The organism is Photobacterium andalusiense (assembly GCF_900185625.1).
GTDB lineage: Bacteria > Pseudomonadota > Gammaproteobacteria > Enterobacterales > Vibrionaceae > Photobacterium > Photobacterium aquimaris.
The window spans coordinates 385827-403888 of record NZ_FYAJ01000004.1 but is presented as its reverse complement, the minus strand read 5'-3'; the positions used below and the strand labels follow the sequence as shown (position 1 = coordinate 403888).

Below are 18062 nucleotides of genomic sequence, written 5' to 3'. Positions count from 1 at the left end.
AGTTATAAGCTCGCTTTTTATTGCCAACATATTTTAAATACAAGACAATCGTTAATCGTTAATCGTTAATCGTTAATCGTTAATCGTTAACTATATCCTGTTATTTATTCATCAATGTCAATAAAGCCTGTAGCGGATGTTTAAATTGGATATGCTCTAGACGTTTAACTTGGCTGCGACATGAGTATCCAGTAGCCATACAACGCGCAGGATCATACTGTTCAATATTTGCTTTCCAACTCAAATTATAGACCTTTTTAGATGCCTCAAGTTTATCCACCTCATGGCCAAAGGTGCCCGCCATACCACAACAACCAACAGGGACCGATTCCATTACCCCCCCAAAATGGCTAAATATAGCCCCCCACTGCTTTTCGGCATTTGGCATTTTAGTTTTTTCGGTACAATGAGCAAATAAATACCATGGCGTATCATTCAATGGTGCTTTTTGAGGTATCTCTTTTAGAAGCGGTAACAGCCATTCATGTACGGTATACACAGTAAATTTCCCGCGCCGTTGTTGCAATACTTCTTGATACTCATCGCGGTAGCACAATACCAACGCAGGGTCGACTCCCACCATTGGAATATTCAATACTGCTAATTGATTTAAAAAGTCGGCAGTTGAGGTTGCGGTTTTTGCAAAAGCTTTTAAAAAACCTTTAACATGTTGTGCTTTACCATTGGGCTTAAATGGCAACAATATTGGTTTTTTACCTAACTTTTCTATTAAATGAATAAAATCACGTACAACTTGAGCATCATAAAAACTGGTAAATGGATCCTGAACAATCAACACATAGTTTTGCCGTTCTTGATCAGATAACGCTTGCAGCCATTGCATGTCAAAACATAATGCATGATGACCATCAAGACTTTCTGCTAATGTTGGTACTGATAATAACGGCATATCAACATAGCCAATGGTTTTTACTGTCAGCTTTTTCGACCATTGTGGACGAATAAGACTATTAACGATCATCGGTGCTTTCACCATTAACGGTAAAACATTTTCAACATAAGCGACTAAATAATCTTTCGCTGGGCGCTGATAACGGCTGTAATAGATATTCATAAATCGTGAACGGAAGCTAGGTACATCGACTTTAATCGGACATTGACTGGCACACGCTTTACACGCTAAACAGCCATTCATTGCCTCCATCACTTCATGTGAAAAATCATAATGATGACGATTAGCACCATAAGTATTTTTCAACCGCTCAATAAGTTGCTTTACTGTTGGTGATGTTGTTAATAGTTGTTGTTCTAACTCATCTGCATTAATACCTTGCTCAGCTAATTGCCTTAACCATTCACGCACCAACCCAGCACGACCTTTCGGTGAGTGACGACGATCTGCAGTAATCTTCATCGATGGACACATTGGTGAACTAGTATCGTAATTAAAACATAAACCATTACCATTACATTCCATAGCTTGTTTAAAACTATCGCGAGTGGAAATGGCTATTTGGCGATCATAAAAACCACGTTTCACGCTATCGACTTTGACTAATTTACTGTCATTACCAAGTGGTGTACAAATTTTGCCAGGATTCATACGATTATGCGGGTCAAACGCAGCTTTAATACGACGTAACTCCGTAAATAATTCTTCGCCAAAAAACTCAGGACCATACTCAGAGCGGAAACCCTTACCATGCTCACCCCACATTAAGCCGCCATATTTAGCGACTAATGTAACCACTTGATCAGACACTTGTTTCATTAATAGTTCTTGCTGAGGATCACACATATCTAACGCGGGCCGTACATGTAATACACCAGCATCTACATGACCAAACATGCCATAATTAAGTGATTTATCGTCTAATAATTGCCTAAACTCAGCAATAAAATCAGCCAGATTTTCAGGTGGTACACAGGTGTCTTCTGCAAATGCAATCGGTTTTTGAGAGCCTTTGGCTGCCCCCAATAAACCTACTGCTTTTTTACGCATAGTATAAATTTTTTGAATGCCAGCGAGATCATCGCAAACTTGATAGCCAATAATTCCTGCTTGTTGATCCGCAATCAATTGATCAAGTCGCTGACAAAGTGCGGTAACTTGTTGTTGATTGTCTGCAATATTATTACTGGCAAATTCAACCATATTAATGCCTAACATGGTTTTGCCTGGTACATCTATTAATAGATCCTCAACCGTATTCCAAACTATATCTTCTTTAGCTAAATTTAAGACCTTAGAATCTATTGTTTCAACAGATAGCGCATGCGCTGCTACCATCATTGGTGCATTACGTAATGCTGAATCAAAACTATCGTATTTAATATTAACAAGAGTACGAGATTTAGGGATCGGAGTGATATTCAACTTCGCTTCTGCGATAAATGCTAATGAGCCTTCTGCACCACATAATAACCGTGCAATATCAAAAGATTGTAATTGTTCATCATAAACATTTTTTAAATCATAGCCGGTTAGAAAGCGGTTAAGTTGAGGAAATTTATCCAGTATTTGTTGACGCTTATCTCGACAAATTTGAGCAGTTGTTTGCAAGGCATTATTAACCAGTGAACCCTGTTCTAAGGCCTCTAGTTGTACTGAGCTCAATGGCTCAGTATTAAGTATTGAGCCATCAACCAATACCGCGGTCAGTGCTAAAACATGATCAGAGGTTTTGCCATATTTAAGCGATCCTTGGCCAGATGCATCAGTATTTATCATACCGCCAATTGTGGCACGATTACTGGTTGAAAGATCGGGTGAGAAAAAATAGCCATGCTCACGTAGAGCATCATTAAGTTGATCTTTGATCACGCCACTTTGAACTCTAACCCAGCCTTCTGCTATGTTTATTTCTAGTATTTTATTGAAGTAGCGCGAGAGATCAACCACGATACCAGAGGTCAGTGATTGACCATTAGTACCTGTACCGCCACCACGAGGGGAAAATGTAACACTTTGAAATTCTTCACGATTACCTAACTCCCCAACTAATATTAAGTCATTAATATCACGCGGTAATACTACCGCTTGGGGTAATTGTTGATAGATGCTATTGTCCGTAGCCATTGCCAAACGGCTTGCATAGCTCTTTTCAATATCACCTTGAAAGCCTGCATTTGATAATGCAGTTAAATACGACAGTACAGCATTATCAATACTGCTTTGATAGGTTAATGCAGGTAACATTATTTCAACTCTCCCTCTCCAGTCGTTACGCAATCATGCGCAGCCGCGTCCTACGACAACTGGGCTTACTATTATAATTACTCATTTTAACAAAATGTTAAAAGTATATTATTTCACTTTACTCTACCTAGAAAATAAACAAAACCATTTCTACATTAATATCTTGGTGTTCAGCACCCAATTAAAATTAGCCTACTGAACACCGACGATTATTACCGTTAAATACCGCCCATGAGGGTATATTTCATCTCGGTATATTCTTCTAAACCTTGGTGAGCCCCTTCTCGACCTAATCCCGATTCTTTAACACCACCAAACGGGGCGAGTTCTGTTGAAATAAGTCCTTCATTAACACCCACCATGCCATATTCTAAAGCTTCGCTTACCGTAAATGCGCGCGAGAGTGATTGGGTATAAATATAAGCAGCCAAACCTGAATCGGTATTATTAGCGCGATCAATAACTTCTTGATCATCACTAAAACTAAAAATAGCGGCTAATGGTCCAAAGGTTTCCTCTATTGCCACCAGCATATCATCGCGTACATCACGAATAATCGTTGGTTGAATAAAACAATCACTCGATACTTGTTGAGAGCCTAAAACTAAACTTGCGCCTTTTAACATCGCATCATGAATATGACGCTCAACCTTTTCAACTGCAGCACGATTGATTAATGGACCAATTGTTACGCCAGCATCTAAGCCATTACCAACTTTTAATAACGATACTTGCTGATATAGTCGTTCAATAAATTGTTCATAAATCGCCTTATGAACATAAATACGATTAGCACATACACATGTTTGACCTGCATTTCGAAATTTCGCAATCATTATGCCATCAATAGCACGCTCAATATCAGCATCATCAAAAATAATAAATGGCGCATTACCACCTAACTCTAATGACACTTTTTTTACCGTCGTTGCAGCTTGTGCCATTAATAATTTACCAACAGCCGTTGAGCCCGTAAAAGATATCTTTCTGACTTTTTTATTGCCGGTTAATTCTGCACCAATTTTAACGGCATCCCCAATAACAACATTAAATAAGCCATCAGGAATACCCGCTTGTTGTGCTAATGCTGCAAATGCAAGCGCCGTAAAAGGAGTATCAGGAGCAGGCTTTAATACCACAGCGCAACCGGCTGCAAATGCTGGAGCACATTTACGAGTAATCATTGCAGCAGGAAAATTCCACGGCGTAATAGCAGCCACAACACCAACAGGTTGACGTGACACTAAAATACGTGCGTCCATTTTATGACTTGGAATTATTTCACCGTTCATGCGCTTAGCTTCTTCGGCATACCATTCTATAAAGCTAGCAGCATAGCTAATTTCACCTTTTGCCTCATTAAGTGGCTTGCCTTGCTCTAACGTTAAAATTGTCGCTAACTCAGCCGTATTCTCAACGATGAGATCATACCACTGACGTAATACTGTCGCTTTATATTTAGCCGTTGTTTTTGACCATTGACGATAAGCTTTATCTGCAGCTTCTATCGCAGTGCGAGTTTCTTCCACCCCCATTAAAGGTACATGGCCAATGACGTCAGTTGTGGCAGGGTTAGTGATAACTGTCGATTTTCCTGAATAAGCGTTTATCCACTCACCATTAATAAACGCTTGCTGCTTAAACAATCCACCTAAAGATAATGTCATAACTATACCCTGCTTTATTTATACAATGAATTAGACTCAAAACTGATGATTACAAAAGTGATCCATTGAAATATATAACCAATTGATTAATTTATTATATTACACACTTATCACTATAACTGCTTAGAACGATAGGTTATAAAGCAAATAATGTAGAAAAAAACAGCAAAAACTATACGATTCAGCTGCAAATAACCATCATCACAACTACGCTTTAAATAGTACCAATAAGCGTAATGATTAAATTGAACAATCACTTTGCTGTAATTTAAAGTGGATATAAATTGCTTATGCAAAAAAGTAGACAGCTTACCCATATTCGTCATGGCATAAAAACAGGGGCAACGACCTCTTTTCTCCATGAACAAGATCTCCCTGCGACAAATCCATTTGTTTTATGGGAACACTTCACATCAAAAAACAATACCCGTCATAGCCTTAACTTTCATGGTCACTCAGGAATAGAAGCGGTCAGCTATCCACTTCTAGGCACTATATCTCATCATGATTCGACTCCACAGCACCATACTATTGAGAGCGGTGATATTCACGTAATGACCAGTGGTGAAGGCGTTATTCACAAATCTACTCTCTTACCGCTACAATCAACCAATGAATCAATTCAATTATGGACCATCTTACCTGCTGCTGATAATATTGAAATGTGCCAACCTTCAAGCCAATTAATCACCAAGAACCAATTACCAGTTATTGAAGACAATCACTCAGCAACAAAAGTATTAATAGGAAGCTATCACCATCATCACAGTCCGGTAAAATGTCATTGTAATCTTATTTTATTAGACATTATTATGACATCTTATAGTTCTTGGTGTTTTACTCCTCCACAACAACATCTCTCTAGCTTTATTTACTTAAAATCCGGTATTTCTTACAGCGCAAATAATAAACTCACACCATTACAGATGGGTTTATTTGAATCATCCCCAAACCCGATCACAATTACAACGACCAATCAAAGTTCGCGATTTTTCATTGCTTGTGCTGTACCACTAAAGCAAAAAATGATCACAAATCAACATTCTTTTCACTCAAATAAAAATAATCTCAATAAAAGTGAAACAACAATATCTAAATTAATTTCAAAGATTAAATCGTCAAATTAAAAACATGAAACGTAATGACAGAAATATCAATAAGGAATACTTATAAGTTTAATACAAACAATAAATTTAATAGCATGATATTATCCCTTCATACTTATACTAAAAATAAATCATTAATGTGTAATAAACATTATGGCTAGTGTTGTTATTACACTATTACAATTAATGTCAAAGGTATTTCTCATGTTATCCATAAAAAATTTTTTTTCGAATTATTCAATGTATAAAAAAATCGCCTTTCAAATAACCGTACTACTTTCATTTATTTTTATTACATTTCAACTACTTGTGTTCTTTAGGTTTTTTGATGAAGATACATTAAATGTAATTCACAATCATCGCACTAAAATAAATATTCTATTCGTATTTACGCTACTTTTTATTTTATTTAGTTTTATAAATATGATTAATAAATGGTTCATAAACCCATTAAAGAAATTAAATAAAGAAATAAATGAAAAAACAAATATATTTAACAACAAAAACATTCACGAAAATAATATAACTGACACATTTAAATACTGTACCATTATGATAGATGAGATCAATAAAAAAGATTTTCAGGTTGATTTAGAACTATCTATGCTAACAAAAGAAAAACAAGCAATAATGTCTCACAAACAATTAACCTCAAGTATTTTTAATAATAGCCAAGATATAATTATTATCATTGATAATAATGGTATTATCACTCGTGTGAATCCAACCTTCTGCAAATTAATTGGTGTCAAATATGAAAATCTTCTTCACCAACCTTTAATAAACTTCATTAACAAAATTGCATACAAAAATATTAAAGCTTCTCTTACACATGAGCTTAATAGTTGCCATAACTGGCAGGGTGAATTTACTATTCAACATCTAATCAACAAAAAAAACATTCCTCTATATGTAAAAATAAACAAATTTATTGATAAAAAAAACAATCATATACAGTATTCTATTATTGCAACAGATTTGACAACAATAAAAGAAATTGATCGTCTTGTTTATATTAATCATCATGACTCATTAACGGAGTTGCCAAACAGAGTCGCGCTTACGAACCGCTTAAACGATGAACTTAATAAACAACGAACAGAATGTCATAAGTTTGCTGTTGTTTTTATTGATCTAGATAACTTTAAAAAAATAAATGACAACTATGGCCATCAAATGGGTGACAAAGTACTAAAAATAACAGCCTACAAATTGCGTAACTCGGTAAAAAAAACCGATATGGTTGCACGCCTATCTGGTGATGAATTTATCGCAATAATTAATCCAGTAACAACACAAACAGATGTCATTCAAACATGTGAGCGTATACTCAACATATTACAGCAACCAATTATCATTAATAACCAAAAAATAGCAATTAGTGCTAGTCTTGGTTGTTATTACGCTCACCCCAAACAGCACCAAACAATAGATGATATTTTATCTCAAGCAGACATTGCTATGTATAAAGCAAAAATGACGGGAAAAGGTAGAATTGTAGAATGTAATTCATTTTGATAAAAATGCCGTATAAATAGAGATTTATACGGCATAATAAAATAACTTATGGGCGAGTTGCTAATTGGAATGTACCATTTGATTGAAACCAAACCACTTGCTTCTGTTTACGACCAAGTAATAATGGACCGTCATCAAAGAACAAGAAATTCTTCCAATTACGTTTAAATACACCCCATTTCGTTTCAATAATATTATATTTTTCATAACAGAAGAAAATAGTGGTATTATCTTCCCACTTTATATCTGCCAACAACTCAGCAGGTAACTCAGGTTCATCACTATCCCAAGCTTGTTGCCAATCTATCGCTTCTGACCAAATTTTTTTATCAAATGCCCAATCACCTTTTTCAAAATGATCAGCATCAGAACTTTGGTTACTCACGTGTTCACACCATAATTGCGCCGAACGAGCTTGAGTAAATGGTTTTATTTGTACTAAATCAGCTTCAGCAACAGGCATTGAAGCATGAGTGAAAATCCATTTACGTACGTAACTATCAAATTCGGTATAATTCATTTGTCAGCCTAAAAAAATAAACACCACGCAATGTACATCAGTGCTGATATTTGTTCCAGTCTCTGACTAATAATTTTTATCTATCAGGCTTAACACTCATAAAAAAGATACGAATTAGATCGTATCTTAGTAAAACACTCATACCATTTTATACTACTATTGGCTTACTTATTCGGTTGCCATAGATCACTAACCCAACCACCAATATTATCATCGTAATGGTTATCTAAAAACGTAGGTGTCGTTCTTATTGGTGTATCATTATGACACTCAAGAAGTTCAGATATATGCCTCGCCATCGGATCATCGGTAGAGTGCATTTGCCTTTTTTGGGCAATTTCTTTAATAATCTGTAAACGATATGACGAGTTCATCTTTTTCATCTTCGACTCCTCTTACAATGAGATACATAAATAACGACTAAATAAAAATAGGCTTATCTATAGATTTCGTCAAATAACAGTCTTTAAATTGTCACATATTTACGTTACAGATATTTACCGCTATCCATTTAAAAACAATAACTTATGATTTACAAACATTAATTGTAAAATATATTATTGATAAGATAAGTTTAACTAACTGATTATAATGACTTAAAAAAAAATATTTTTTTAATAATTTGGCAATTATTTACACGATATTTCAGAATTGTAGCGTAATTAACAGCGTTAATTTTATGGTACATCTGCTAGACTATTAATATTCATTATTAACATCGTTATTTTTCATTGTTCCAGGAGTGTTTGTGCGTTTATTGCCTATTATTACTTTTTCTTTGGTGAGTATATTTAGCTCTATCGTTAATGCTAACGCAAACACATTAGCGGCTCCCTCTTCTATAGATAAACCAGTTACTCAATTATTACCTAATCAAAACAACCAATGTAATAAGACCTTAAGATATAAAGTATTTTTTGAGGGACATCATATCGGCGATTACGAACGTAATTTAGTTTGGGATGGTACACATGCAAATGTTTACACCAACAGCACAGTTAGTGTTTTAATTACTAAAGCAAAATTAAACCAACACTCAAAACTGCATTGGTCTCAGCAACGTCAAAGCTTTGTTACCGATTCGTTTGAACGTAATATAAAAGGCTTACTGGCCGGTAAAGTATCTGCAACGTTTACTAATAATGGTGCGCAATCAACAGTAACAGAAGACGGTAAGACACATCAATTCAGTGAGACTTTATTACCAATACTTGATGGTGATACGATTGGCGTCCAGATGCGATTAGATATTATGCAAGGAAAGAAAAACTTTGACTTTATTTTACAAAATAGCGATGACACTAGTCATTATTACTTCAAAGTTGTCGGAGAAGAAACAATAGCAACCAATTTTGGTGATCTAAAAACCATCCGTGTTGACCAAATAAAGAAAAGTGATCGCCAACTGTCACTCTGGTTTGCACCGTCAATTGATTACCAATTGGTTCGGGCTACTTATAAGCGTAAGTTATTAGATTTAAAAGCGGTTTTAATCAGCAAGCAAATACATTGCCCACAACCTATCATTCTTAAATAGTCTCAAGGCCATTAAACAGTCACGATTAGATGACTGTTTGATGGTCGTCTCATTTTGCTATCGCTTTACCACCAATAATTTTATACGCAGGCGTTCCTCTGACTAAGACTTCACGCGCAAATACGGTTTGGCATTCAGGGCAAATGCACGCTTGTTGAGTAAAATCTCTACTGATCCTTTCTTTAAAACATTTCACCAACGCACCTTTACCGCCTTTGCGATATTTAAATAACAGCGTTTTACAGCGACAACATATTACATCAACCGTTTTAGTCGGTCCTTTCTTATTAGGCTTAGCCATTACAATGCTTATTTTTATAACTATTGATGAGATTGAATAATTGCAGATTGGACTAATTGATCAATAATGTCCTTCTCTTGCTCAAAAACATGTGCCAAATTTCCATATTTAGGTTGATGGCGATCATTTTCATAAGCATGCTGCCAACCTTTTGTCGTTGACATAAATTGCTCGGCAAATTGCGGAGAAATAGCTAAACATCCAGCTAAAACAGTATCAACATAGCTTTGAATTATAGGTTTTTGATGGCATGGAGAACAAAAATCATCATTAACATAAACCCATACCGGCCCTGTAACCTCTAAAGTCGACTTACCGACACCAGTGATTTTATTCCGTTCTATTTCTATTCGCTGGTAACCATGCTCACGCTTATCAAACTCCGCTAATGCAATAGCATCAACTTCAACTAATACACCATTACATTGCCCTTGCTGTGGAATAACAACTAATGGTGAAATAGGATAACTGCCCGCTATTTTCCCCCAATACCGTTGTAGTCCTTCAACAACGACAGGAATAGCCTCACCGGTGTTACCTGTTCGTTGGCGTGAGTCTGCGTTGATCAAACTTCCATAGCCAAAAATATACATAATGCTCCCTCTTATTATTATATAACTTATTTAGCCTACCATTTTCTAAAAAGGTAATGTAAAAAAACGGCAAAAATCCATCCATCGTTGCTGATAATCTATTAGCAACTGAGCATCAATCGCTTTAAATTGAATCTTATCATTAGGCTTAACTTGAGCGAGACGCAATATATCCATTCGAGTAATACAACCTAAAATAGGGTATCCCCCTAGAGTCTGACGATCATTTAATAGAATAATAGGTAACCCATCAGGAGGGATCTGAATCGCCCCTGTTGCAATAGGTTGAGAAATTAATTCCATTGCTACTCCCGCTATTTTTTCCCCCTCTAACCGACATCCCATACGATCTGAGGCTGAAGTAACTTGATAATGCTGCCGATAAAATCGTTTTTTTTGCTGATGTGTAAAGCATTCCGCCTGATAGCCTTCAATAACATATAACACCACATCAGCACTATAATCAGGAATATACTCAGTTGGCACAGTAGAATATCGGCTCAATAACGGGACGTTATAACCATCAAGCACCGTATTACTCGCTAATGGTTGGCCATGGTCTAATCCACCTAATTGCTCTCGCATAACAGTTGCTGCACTGCCTAATACTTTAGGTATCTTAAAACCACCTCGAATTGCAAGATAAGCACGTAAGCCATATTTAGCAGCTCCAAATTGCAGTATTTGGCCTTTTTTAAGTAGAAAAGATTGCCATGGCGCTATAGGCTGACCATCAATTGTTGCCGCCATATTGGCACCAGTTAATGCACATTGGCAGTCATCCAATGCCTCAAAGCATGCTAAACCCACAGTTAATTCTAATTGTGCTGCGTTACTATCGTTAGATAAAAGATAATTAGCCCAACAAAAAGCATGTAAATCCATTGCACCACCTTGTGTGACACCTTGTTGAGCACCACCATAACGACCTAGATCTTGTATTAATAATAATATGCCTGGATTTATGATGGCCAAACGGGACATATCACACCTCCAAGTGCTAAGAATGTCGCGCGATCAATTGCATTGAATTTTACTTTATCGCCAACAGTAAAACAGGATTGTGGATAAGATGTAGCCTCAAATACCGATTGTGGACAATTGCCAATAATATGCCAACCGCCAGGACTATTTTGAGGATAAACTGCCGTTTGCTGATCAGCAATACCAACACTACCAGCTGGAACACATGGTCGAGGAGTCAAGTGTCGCGGAACCGCAATCGCCTCGTCAACGCTTGATAAAAATGCAAAACCTGGTGCAAAACCTATCGCACCAATATCGTATGTTTGACGACTATGCAATTCAATAACAGCCTCAATACTTAGCTGCCGCGACATTGCTAAAGACAGTAAATCAGGACCAACTTCAGGGTGATAATAAATCGCTAATTGGTGCACTTTTGCAGGGGTTCGCCGTCGGTTAAGATTATACTCTTGAAACCAGTTCAAACAGATATGCTGTAATTGATTAAAATCGCATTGACTCAGCTTATATTGCAGCATTACTTTGGTGTATGACGGCACAATTTCAACAATAAGTACACTATATTGCTGCTCAAAATACGTGACAAAATCAGCAATAGATTGGGTCGTTTCAGCACTTATCACAGCACTGAACTCTACCATTAGTGTACCTTCTGAGATTGGAGTTATTTTCATATTACTCCCTATCATCACCACAATGATTAGCGGCAACAATCAGTTCAGCTAATGTTTTTACTGATTGAATAGCTGTCGGATTATCACCATGCACACATACTGAATCGACTTCCAATAATAACCAATCACCAGTGAGCGTTTGCACTTTTCCCTGTAACAGTTGTTGCATTTGTTGTTGAATTTCAGCGGGGGTACTTAAAATGGCATTAGGTTGGTCACGAGGCATCAGCATCCCTGATGCTAAATAGGTACGATCAGCAAAAGCCTCAAATATAAGACTTACATTATTATCATACGCAATAGTTTTATAATGCTGATTATCTTTACGCGACAGTATCATTAAGGCGAGAGGTTGTTGGCGATAGTGGTTAAGTTTATTGAGTGTTTTAATTATAACAGTGAAGATCTGTTCATCCATCATCATATCGTGATAGAGCGCACCATGTGGTTTTACATAATGCAGTGTTGAATTTTGTAACTGACATAAACTTTCCAATGCGCCAATTTGATAGCTAATTAAATGTGCAATAGTAGGTAAAGAATGCGCAATATGACGCCGACCGAAACCTAATTTGTCATCATAACTAGGATGTGCGCCTAATATAACCCCATGGTGATTGGCCAAGCGGATCGTTTCTGCCATTGTGTCTGGATCTGCCGCATGAAAACCACAAGCAATGTTTGCCATTGAAATTGAAGCCATAACATCACTATCATTGCCTTTCTTCCATACACCAAAACTTTCACCCATATCACAATTTAATTTCATTCGCCCTCCTAGCGCTAACAACATTCTATAAATATTATGCCGTTATTCCTAACTGAGTGTAGTATTAAATAGCTAACATGATGATTTAAATTACCTTAGCTATAATCGTGATCAAATAATGACACCATGTGATATCACTCCCAAGAAAGGATGCCAATGAAGACAATTTTAATTTTGCTCAGTGCTGTATTTTTATTATCAGCGTGCTCACCAACGGTTGGTAGCGAGAAGTGGTGCCAGCAACTGAAAGAAAAAGCCAAAGGAGAATGGACGGCGAATGAAGCGGTTGAGTTTACCAAAAACTGTATTATTCGCTTAAGTGACGATAAAAAATAAAGCGAGTACACGACTTAGTCACTATTAATATAATAATGATAATTTTGCTAACCTTTAGACGAAAAAAAAGCTCATCAAATGATGAGCTTTTTTAAAGGATGGTGCCCCGGGCCGGACTTGAACCGGCACAGCGCGAACGCCGAGGGATTTTAAATCCCTTGTGTCTACCAATTCCACCACCAGGGCACGCAATTTCTTGCGATGGGTAAGACACCATCTGTAGATATCGCAATTTAGCCATATCTTTTAATTTTTTATATTTCCTTACCTACTTAACGTAGATAAAAGATGGTGCCCCGGGCCGGACTTGAACCGGCACAGCGCGAACGCCGAGGGATTTTAAATCCCTTGTGTCTACCAATTCCACCACCAGGGCACGCAATTTCTTGCGATGGGTAAGACACCATCTATAAATATCGCTATTTAGCAATATTTTTTAATTTAGTGTAACACTCAGGGTTCCCGATCTTGTAAACTCAGGCATAATCTCAATATTATTGAGTTATCTCTTGTGCTACTAAATACTGACATCGTCAATATTTTAAAATTTGGAGCGACACACGAGGTTCGAACTCGTGACCTCAACCTTGGCAAGGTTGCGCTCTACCAGCTGAGCTAGTGTCGCAAGAGGAAGTATGGAGGCGCGTCCCGGAGTCGAACCGAGGTACACGGATTTGCAATCCGCTGCATAGCCACTCTGCCAACGCGCCATATTTCCTAACCAGAGACGCTGATGTCTCGAGGTATGGGATGCATTGTACGGATTGCTGGGGTTGAGTCAACAGCATTTTTTGATTTTATGTTCGTTTGATTATTTTGCATACAAAACAAGTCGTTCCGATTACATGCCATACAATAAACTACATAATGTCACGCATTGAATCAGAAGGAATAATTGCAGCTGAACAAGTTGTTACTCGATGGCTCAGCTTTTGCGCTAATAATAGCGACTGTGCAATGGTGTGTTTATTCATTCGCTCAGCAAGATATCCTGCCACAAAGGCATTATCTGCAATATCATCGTCATTTTTAACGGCCAACTTGATGCTTGCGACACGTAATAGTGAGTTTGAACTGATCACTAAACTACATACCGTACATCCATTTTTCTTGGTTTGCTTAAAGACAACCTCACGGCAACCCCATTTAATATAGCGCTGAGTTAAATAGCGTGAACTTCCCCAAATTCGCATTTCATCATTTAAATCAATAAAGGCAATATCGACATAAGGAAAGATTTTTCCGTACCAATATTGAGCTTGTCTTGTTGACCATAAATCATTCCGAAAATTATTATCTAAATAAACTTTACCACCTCTTTGTTTATGTATCTCCAATAACGACAACAATAAAGTTTTATCGTCATCCGTTAATGCAGCAATACTACTGCCGCTGATATAAATCGCGCCATAATCATGATTCATTAAGGCATGATTTAATAATGCTGGGCCATAAGAAAAATAATATCGCATCGCATTATCTTTATTCCAATAATGATAACGTCGTTGACCATGGCTATCGGTTTCAATAAAACATAAATTAGGATATTTAGTTGCTAAACATTTGACTAAGCTAGTATCTATATTTTCTTGTTGCCAACGCTGCATCATTTTCATCGAGATTTTTTCAATGCCAATACAGGTTGCATAACTAACATCAATGGCACGAGAGCCGCCCAAACGAGCCAAATATAAAGCTCGATTAACGACATTACCGCCATATGTTTGGTGTCGAGGTGAATGGTTTAGCTCAACTAATGCTTCGCCCAAAAATACAATCTTCATATCTTCCTCGCTATGGATAGCGGTAGATGACAATACGTATATTGAAACTGACTAATTAAAAGCGTAATACATTCTGCTTTATCTCTATCCTTACAATATTCTAGATTTCAACTTATTTTAGCGTTAAGTTTCATTTAAAACGGAAAAATAAAACATACCTATAAATTAGTATGTTTGCGCTATTTCATGCTAAAAAATACAGTCAGTATTTATGATACAGATCACTCAAAACAATGAGACACATTGACGAATAACATCAAAAATCACCTATGCATTGAGCGGATCGATATATATTTAACGGTTACAGCTGTAATTGTTAACAATGAACTATATATGATTTAAGCACCAGCATAGGTTACAATTTCACAAGTAATAACGCTTTATGACGATGTAATATCTATCGCCCTCTAATTATTATCTGCGGAGCCTTGCTCCTGTTTTTTATTGATATGGACTGAGATATGGAAGCAGAACAAATAGAAATACTTAATTTTATCAGCCAGTATCCACCCTTCGATTTGCTACCAGAAGAACAACTGAATGAATTAGCTATCGAAATTGAAGTAGCCTATCACCGTGCAGACAGCATGATTTTAAACTTAGGTGATAGTATCAATGACTTATTTCTTATTCGAAGCGGCGCAGTCGAAGTTTATCGCCGCAAAGGGGAGCTCTATAACCGCTTAGATGAGGGCGATATTTTTGGCCAAATGGGATTATTGATGAATAATCGCGTTAGAATGCCAGCGAAAGCTTTAGAAGATACCCTTCTCTACTGTATTCCAAATAGCCTCTTTACCAAACTTTGTGACGATTTCGATAGTTTTGCGGATTTTGTCGAAGTTGATGATGGTTCTCGACTCCGCCATGCCGTATCACGTCAAAATGATGAAAACGATTTAACCACATCTAAAGTTCGTACATTATTAACCCGTGACGCGGTGATCCTTGATCAAAATGCGACCATTCAAGTCGCCGCTCAAACAATGGCTGAAGAAGGCATATCTGCGTTGTTAATCAGTGATGAAACTATCGTTGATGACGATGATGATAACGACTTAATTGTGGGTATTATTACCGATCGTGATTTATGTACCCGTGTGCTTGCACAAGGGGTGTCAACGTCTAATCCTGTATCAACAGTTATGTCAGCAGAACCAATCACACTTGATCATAATGCCTATGTCTTTGAAGCTATGTTGACGATGTTGCGTTATAACATCCATCACCTTCCCGTGATGCGAAATAAGCATCCGGTTGGCATCATTAGTGTCTCTGACATCGTTCGCTATGAATCTCAAAACAGTTTATTACTGGTAAGTAGTATCTATCAGCAACAATCAGTCGAAGAATTAACGGTACTCTCAGCCCAAGTTAAAGACTGTTTTGTACGGATGGTCAATGAAGATGCCAACTCGCATATGATTGGTAGCGCAATGGCTGAAATCGGACGAAGCTTTAAGCAACGGTTACTAGAGCTTGCAGAAGAAGAGTATGGCCCTCCTCCTGTACCCTACTGTTTCCTTGCTTTAGGATCAATGGCTCGTGACGAACAATTGATTGTTACCGACCAAGATAATGCCATTATTCTTGATAACAACTTCAATCATGATAAGCATAATGCTTACTTTGAAAAACTATCAAAGTTTGTCTGTGATGGGCTTGCTGAATGTGGTTATACCTACTGTACTGGTGACATTATGGCGACCAATCCAGAGTGGCGAAAAACACGTCAGCAATGGGAAGATTGCTTCGCCGATTGGATTGATAATCCTAAACCTGTCGCATTACTTAATAGCTCAATATTTTTTGACCTTGGTGGTGTGTGGGGTAAAACTAAATGGGCAAAACAGCTCAATGGTTTTATTGTTCGACGAGCACGTAATAGTCCTCGCTTCTTATCTTGTTTAGCACGTAATGCATTAAATCGCACTCCGCCGCTTGGTTTTTTCAAAGATTTTGTGATGGAAAAAGACGGCCGTCATAACAACTCAATCAACCTTAAACGCCGCGGTACTGCACCTTTAGCAGATTTGATTCGTGTACATGCCCTTGCTGTTGGTTCTCGTTCACAAAACTCACTAGAACGCCTTGATGACATCATTGATAGCGGTATTTTACCGCCAGGTCGAGCACAAGATTTACGTGATGCGATGGAATATATTTCACTCGTGCGTATTCGTCACCAAGCACTTGATATTGAAGCTGGGATCGAGCCTGATAACAGTATAGAGCCTGAAAACATGTCTGATTTTGAACGTCGTAACCTCAAAGATGCTTTCCAAATTTTGAGTAAAGCACAAAACTTTGTCAAATTTCGTTATCAGTCAGCACGCTAATAAAAAGAGCCATTAATGTTTCATCATGGATCAAAAAACTCAGCTTCTGCGCACTTTATACGTAATATCGCCACTCCAGATTGGCATTTACGTTTTCAACGATTAGCACAAGAAGCACAAGATAGCCGTATAAAGTCTTATTATCAGACTGGTATTATTAGTGAAGATACGCCGCTAAGCGAAGTGCCATTTGTTGCTCTCGACTTTGAAACAACAGGGCTAAATTCAAATATTGACGATATCGTTAGTATTGGATTAGTGCCGTTTGATCTACATCGAATTTATTGCCGTCAGTCACAACATTGGGTGGTAAAACCTAAGGTGAAATTAGAAGAGGATTCGGTCGTTATTCACGGTATTACCCACTCTGATGTTCAACAGGCACCAGATTTACGCCGTATTCTTGAAGCGGTATTAGATGCACTCGCAGGAAAAGTTGTTGTGGTGCACTATAAAAATATTGAGCGTCAATTTATGGATCGGGCGTTAAAAATTCGCTTAGGTGAAGGGATTCAATTTCCCGTTGTTGATACCCTAGCAATTGAAGCTACTATCCAACAACATCAATTTGGTGGGTGGTGGAATAAATTAAAAGGCAAACGTCCAGGCTCGGTACGATTAGGTAAATGCCGTTCTCGTTATGGCCTACCAGCTTATCAACCTCATCACGCGTTAACCGATTCTTTAGCAACGGCTGAATTACTTCAAGCGCAAATTGCTTACCATTTTAGTCCTGATACTCCAATTAGTAAGCTGTGGGAGTAAGAATCG

The 18062-nt window shown here is 37.4% G+C and carries 16 protein-coding genes and 4 tRNA genes; 6 read left to right on the top strand and 14 right to left on the bottom strand.

All coding sequences use genetic code 11. From position 1 onward, the window contains the following. Positions 1 to 100: 100 nt before the first annotated feature. Together ydiJ and PAND9192_RS12695 are read right to left on the bottom strand one after the other, a co-directional pair. On the bottom strand, positions 101 to 3160 hold the full coding sequence (gene ydiJ, locus PAND9192_RS12700) for a D-2-hydroxyglutarate dehydrogenase YdiJ (protein ID WP_087854111.1): 3060 nt from the start codon (positions 3158 to 3160) through the stop codon (positions 101 to 103). A 218-nt stretch (positions 3161 to 3378) separates the two neighbouring features. After that, positions 3379 to 4827 (bottom strand): NAD-dependent succinate-semialdehyde dehydrogenase, encoded by a 1449-nt coding sequence (locus PAND9192_RS12695; RefSeq protein ID WP_087854110.1) that lies wholly within the window; start codon positions 4825 to 4827, stop codon positions 3379 to 3381. A gap of 290 nt (positions 4828 to 5117) precedes the next feature. On the opposite strand from PAND9192_RS12695, the gene PAND9192_RS12690 reads away from it, so the two are divergent. After that, positions 5118 to 5954 carry a pirin family protein gene (locus tag PAND9192_RS12690; protein WP_087854109.1) on the top strand — a complete coding sequence of 279 codons (837 nt, stop codon included), beginning with the start codon at positions 5118 to 5120 and terminating at the stop codon, positions 5952 to 5954. Between the two features lie 219 nt (positions 5955 to 6173). After that, positions 6174 to 7451, top strand: a complete 1278-nt coding sequence (locus tag PAND9192_RS12685; RefSeq protein WP_159458242.1) for a GGDEF domain-containing protein — start codon at positions 6174 to 6176, stop codon at positions 7449 to 7451. Between the two features lie 46 nt (positions 7452 to 7497). Here PAND9192_RS12685 and PAND9192_RS12680 read toward each other — a convergent pair whose 3' ends face one another. Together PAND9192_RS12680 and PAND9192_RS12675 are read right to left on the bottom strand one after the other, a co-directional pair. After that, positions 7498 to 7971 carry a DUF2947 domain-containing protein gene (locus PAND9192_RS12680; protein WP_087854107.1) on the bottom strand — a complete coding sequence of 158 codons (474 nt, stop codon included), beginning with the start codon at positions 7969 to 7971 and terminating at the stop codon, positions 7498 to 7500. Between the two features lie 164 nt (positions 7972 to 8135). Beyond that, on the bottom strand, positions 8136 to 8354 hold the full coding sequence (locus tag PAND9192_RS12675; RefSeq protein WP_087854106.1) for a hypothetical protein: 219 nt from the start codon (positions 8352 to 8354) through the stop codon (positions 8136 to 8138). Between the two features lie 365 nt (positions 8355 to 8719). Between PAND9192_RS12675 and PAND9192_RS12670 the strand changes: the two genes are divergently transcribed. After that, positions 8720 to 9508, top strand: a complete 789-nt coding sequence (locus tag PAND9192_RS12670; protein ID WP_087854105.1) for a DUF3108 domain-containing protein — start codon at positions 8720 to 8722, stop codon at positions 9506 to 9508. Positions 9509 to 9557: 49 nt separating this feature from the next. Here PAND9192_RS12670 and PAND9192_RS12665 read toward each other — a convergent pair whose 3' ends face one another. The 5 genes from PAND9192_RS12665 to PAND9192_RS12645 are packed head-to-tail and all read right to left on the bottom strand — an operon-like array spanning position 9558 to position 12832. Continuing rightward, positions 9558 to 9809, bottom strand: a complete 252-nt coding sequence (locus tag PAND9192_RS12665; RefSeq protein WP_087854104.1) for a hypothetical protein — start codon at positions 9807 to 9809, stop codon at positions 9558 to 9560. Positions 9810 to 9829: 20 nt separating this feature from the next. Beyond that, positions 9830 to 10402, bottom strand: coding sequence for a gamma-glutamylcyclotransferase family protein (locus PAND9192_RS12660; protein WP_087854103.1), 573 nt, complete (start codon positions 10400 to 10402; stop codon positions 9830 to 9832). Between the two features lie 45 nt (positions 10403 to 10447). Further along, positions 10448 to 11386 (bottom strand): 5-oxoprolinase subunit C family protein, encoded by a 939-nt coding sequence (locus PAND9192_RS12655; RefSeq protein WP_087854102.1) that lies wholly within the window; start codon positions 11384 to 11386, stop codon positions 10448 to 10450. Next, entirely contained in the window at positions 11365 to 12063 is a 699-nt protein-coding gene (gene pxpB, locus PAND9192_RS12650) for a 5-oxoprolinase subunit PxpB (protein ID WP_087854101.1), read from the bottom strand. The genes PAND9192_RS12655 and pxpB overlap by 22 nt, the downstream gene beginning before the upstream one ends. A gap of 1 nt (position 12064) precedes the next feature. Further along, positions 12065 to 12832: a 5-oxoprolinase subunit PxpA gene (locus PAND9192_RS12645; protein WP_087854100.1), complete on the bottom strand. Its 768-nt coding sequence runs from the start codon at positions 12830 to 12832 to the stop codon at positions 12065 to 12067. A gap of 156 nt (positions 12833 to 12988) precedes the next feature. Here PAND9192_RS12645 and PAND9192_RS12640 point away from each other — a divergent pair, with 156 nt between their 5' ends. After that, positions 12989 to 13168 (top strand): DUF3012 domain-containing protein, encoded by a 180-nt coding sequence (locus PAND9192_RS12640; protein WP_087854099.1) that lies wholly within the window; start codon positions 12989 to 12991, stop codon positions 13166 to 13168. A gap of 99 nt (positions 13169 to 13267) precedes the next feature. Here the strand turns inward: PAND9192_RS12640 and PAND9192_RS12635 are convergent. The 5 genes from PAND9192_RS12635 to PAND9192_RS12615 all read right to left on the bottom strand — a co-directional run bounded on the left by PAND9192_RS12635 (position 13268) and on the right by PAND9192_RS12615 (position 14952). Then, a tRNA-Leu gene (locus tag PAND9192_RS12635) sits at positions 13268 to 13354 on the bottom strand. Between the two features lie 103 nt (positions 13355 to 13457). Next, positions 13458 to 13544, bottom strand: a tRNA-Leu gene (locus PAND9192_RS12630). A 173-nt stretch (positions 13545 to 13717) separates the two neighbouring features. After that, a tRNA-Gly gene (locus tag PAND9192_RS12625) sits at positions 13718 to 13793 on the bottom strand. An 11-nt stretch (positions 13794 to 13804) separates the two neighbouring features. Further along, positions 13805 to 13878: transfer RNA gene (locus PAND9192_RS12620), tRNA-Cys, on the bottom strand. A gap of 150 nt (positions 13879 to 14028) precedes the next feature. Next, complete coding sequence (locus PAND9192_RS12615; protein ID WP_087854098.1) at positions 14029 to 14952, bottom strand: PfkB family carbohydrate kinase; 924 nt, start codon at positions 14950 to 14952, stop codon at positions 14029 to 14031. A gap of 461 nt (positions 14953 to 15413) precedes the next feature. Between PAND9192_RS12615 and PAND9192_RS12610 the strand changes: the two genes are divergently transcribed. Next, the gene (locus PAND9192_RS12610; RefSeq protein WP_087854097.1) at positions 15414 to 17291 is read left to right on the top strand and encodes a DUF294 nucleotidyltransferase-like domain-containing protein; all 1878 of its coding nucleotides are present in this window, start codon (positions 15414 to 15416) and stop codon (positions 17289 to 17291) included. A 15-nt stretch (positions 17292 to 17306) separates the two neighbouring features. Then, positions 17307 to 18056 (top strand): 3'-5' exonuclease, encoded by a 750-nt coding sequence (locus PAND9192_RS12605; protein WP_087854096.1) that lies wholly within the window; start codon positions 17307 to 17309, stop codon positions 18054 to 18056. Positions 18057 to 18062: the final 6 nt, after the last annotated feature.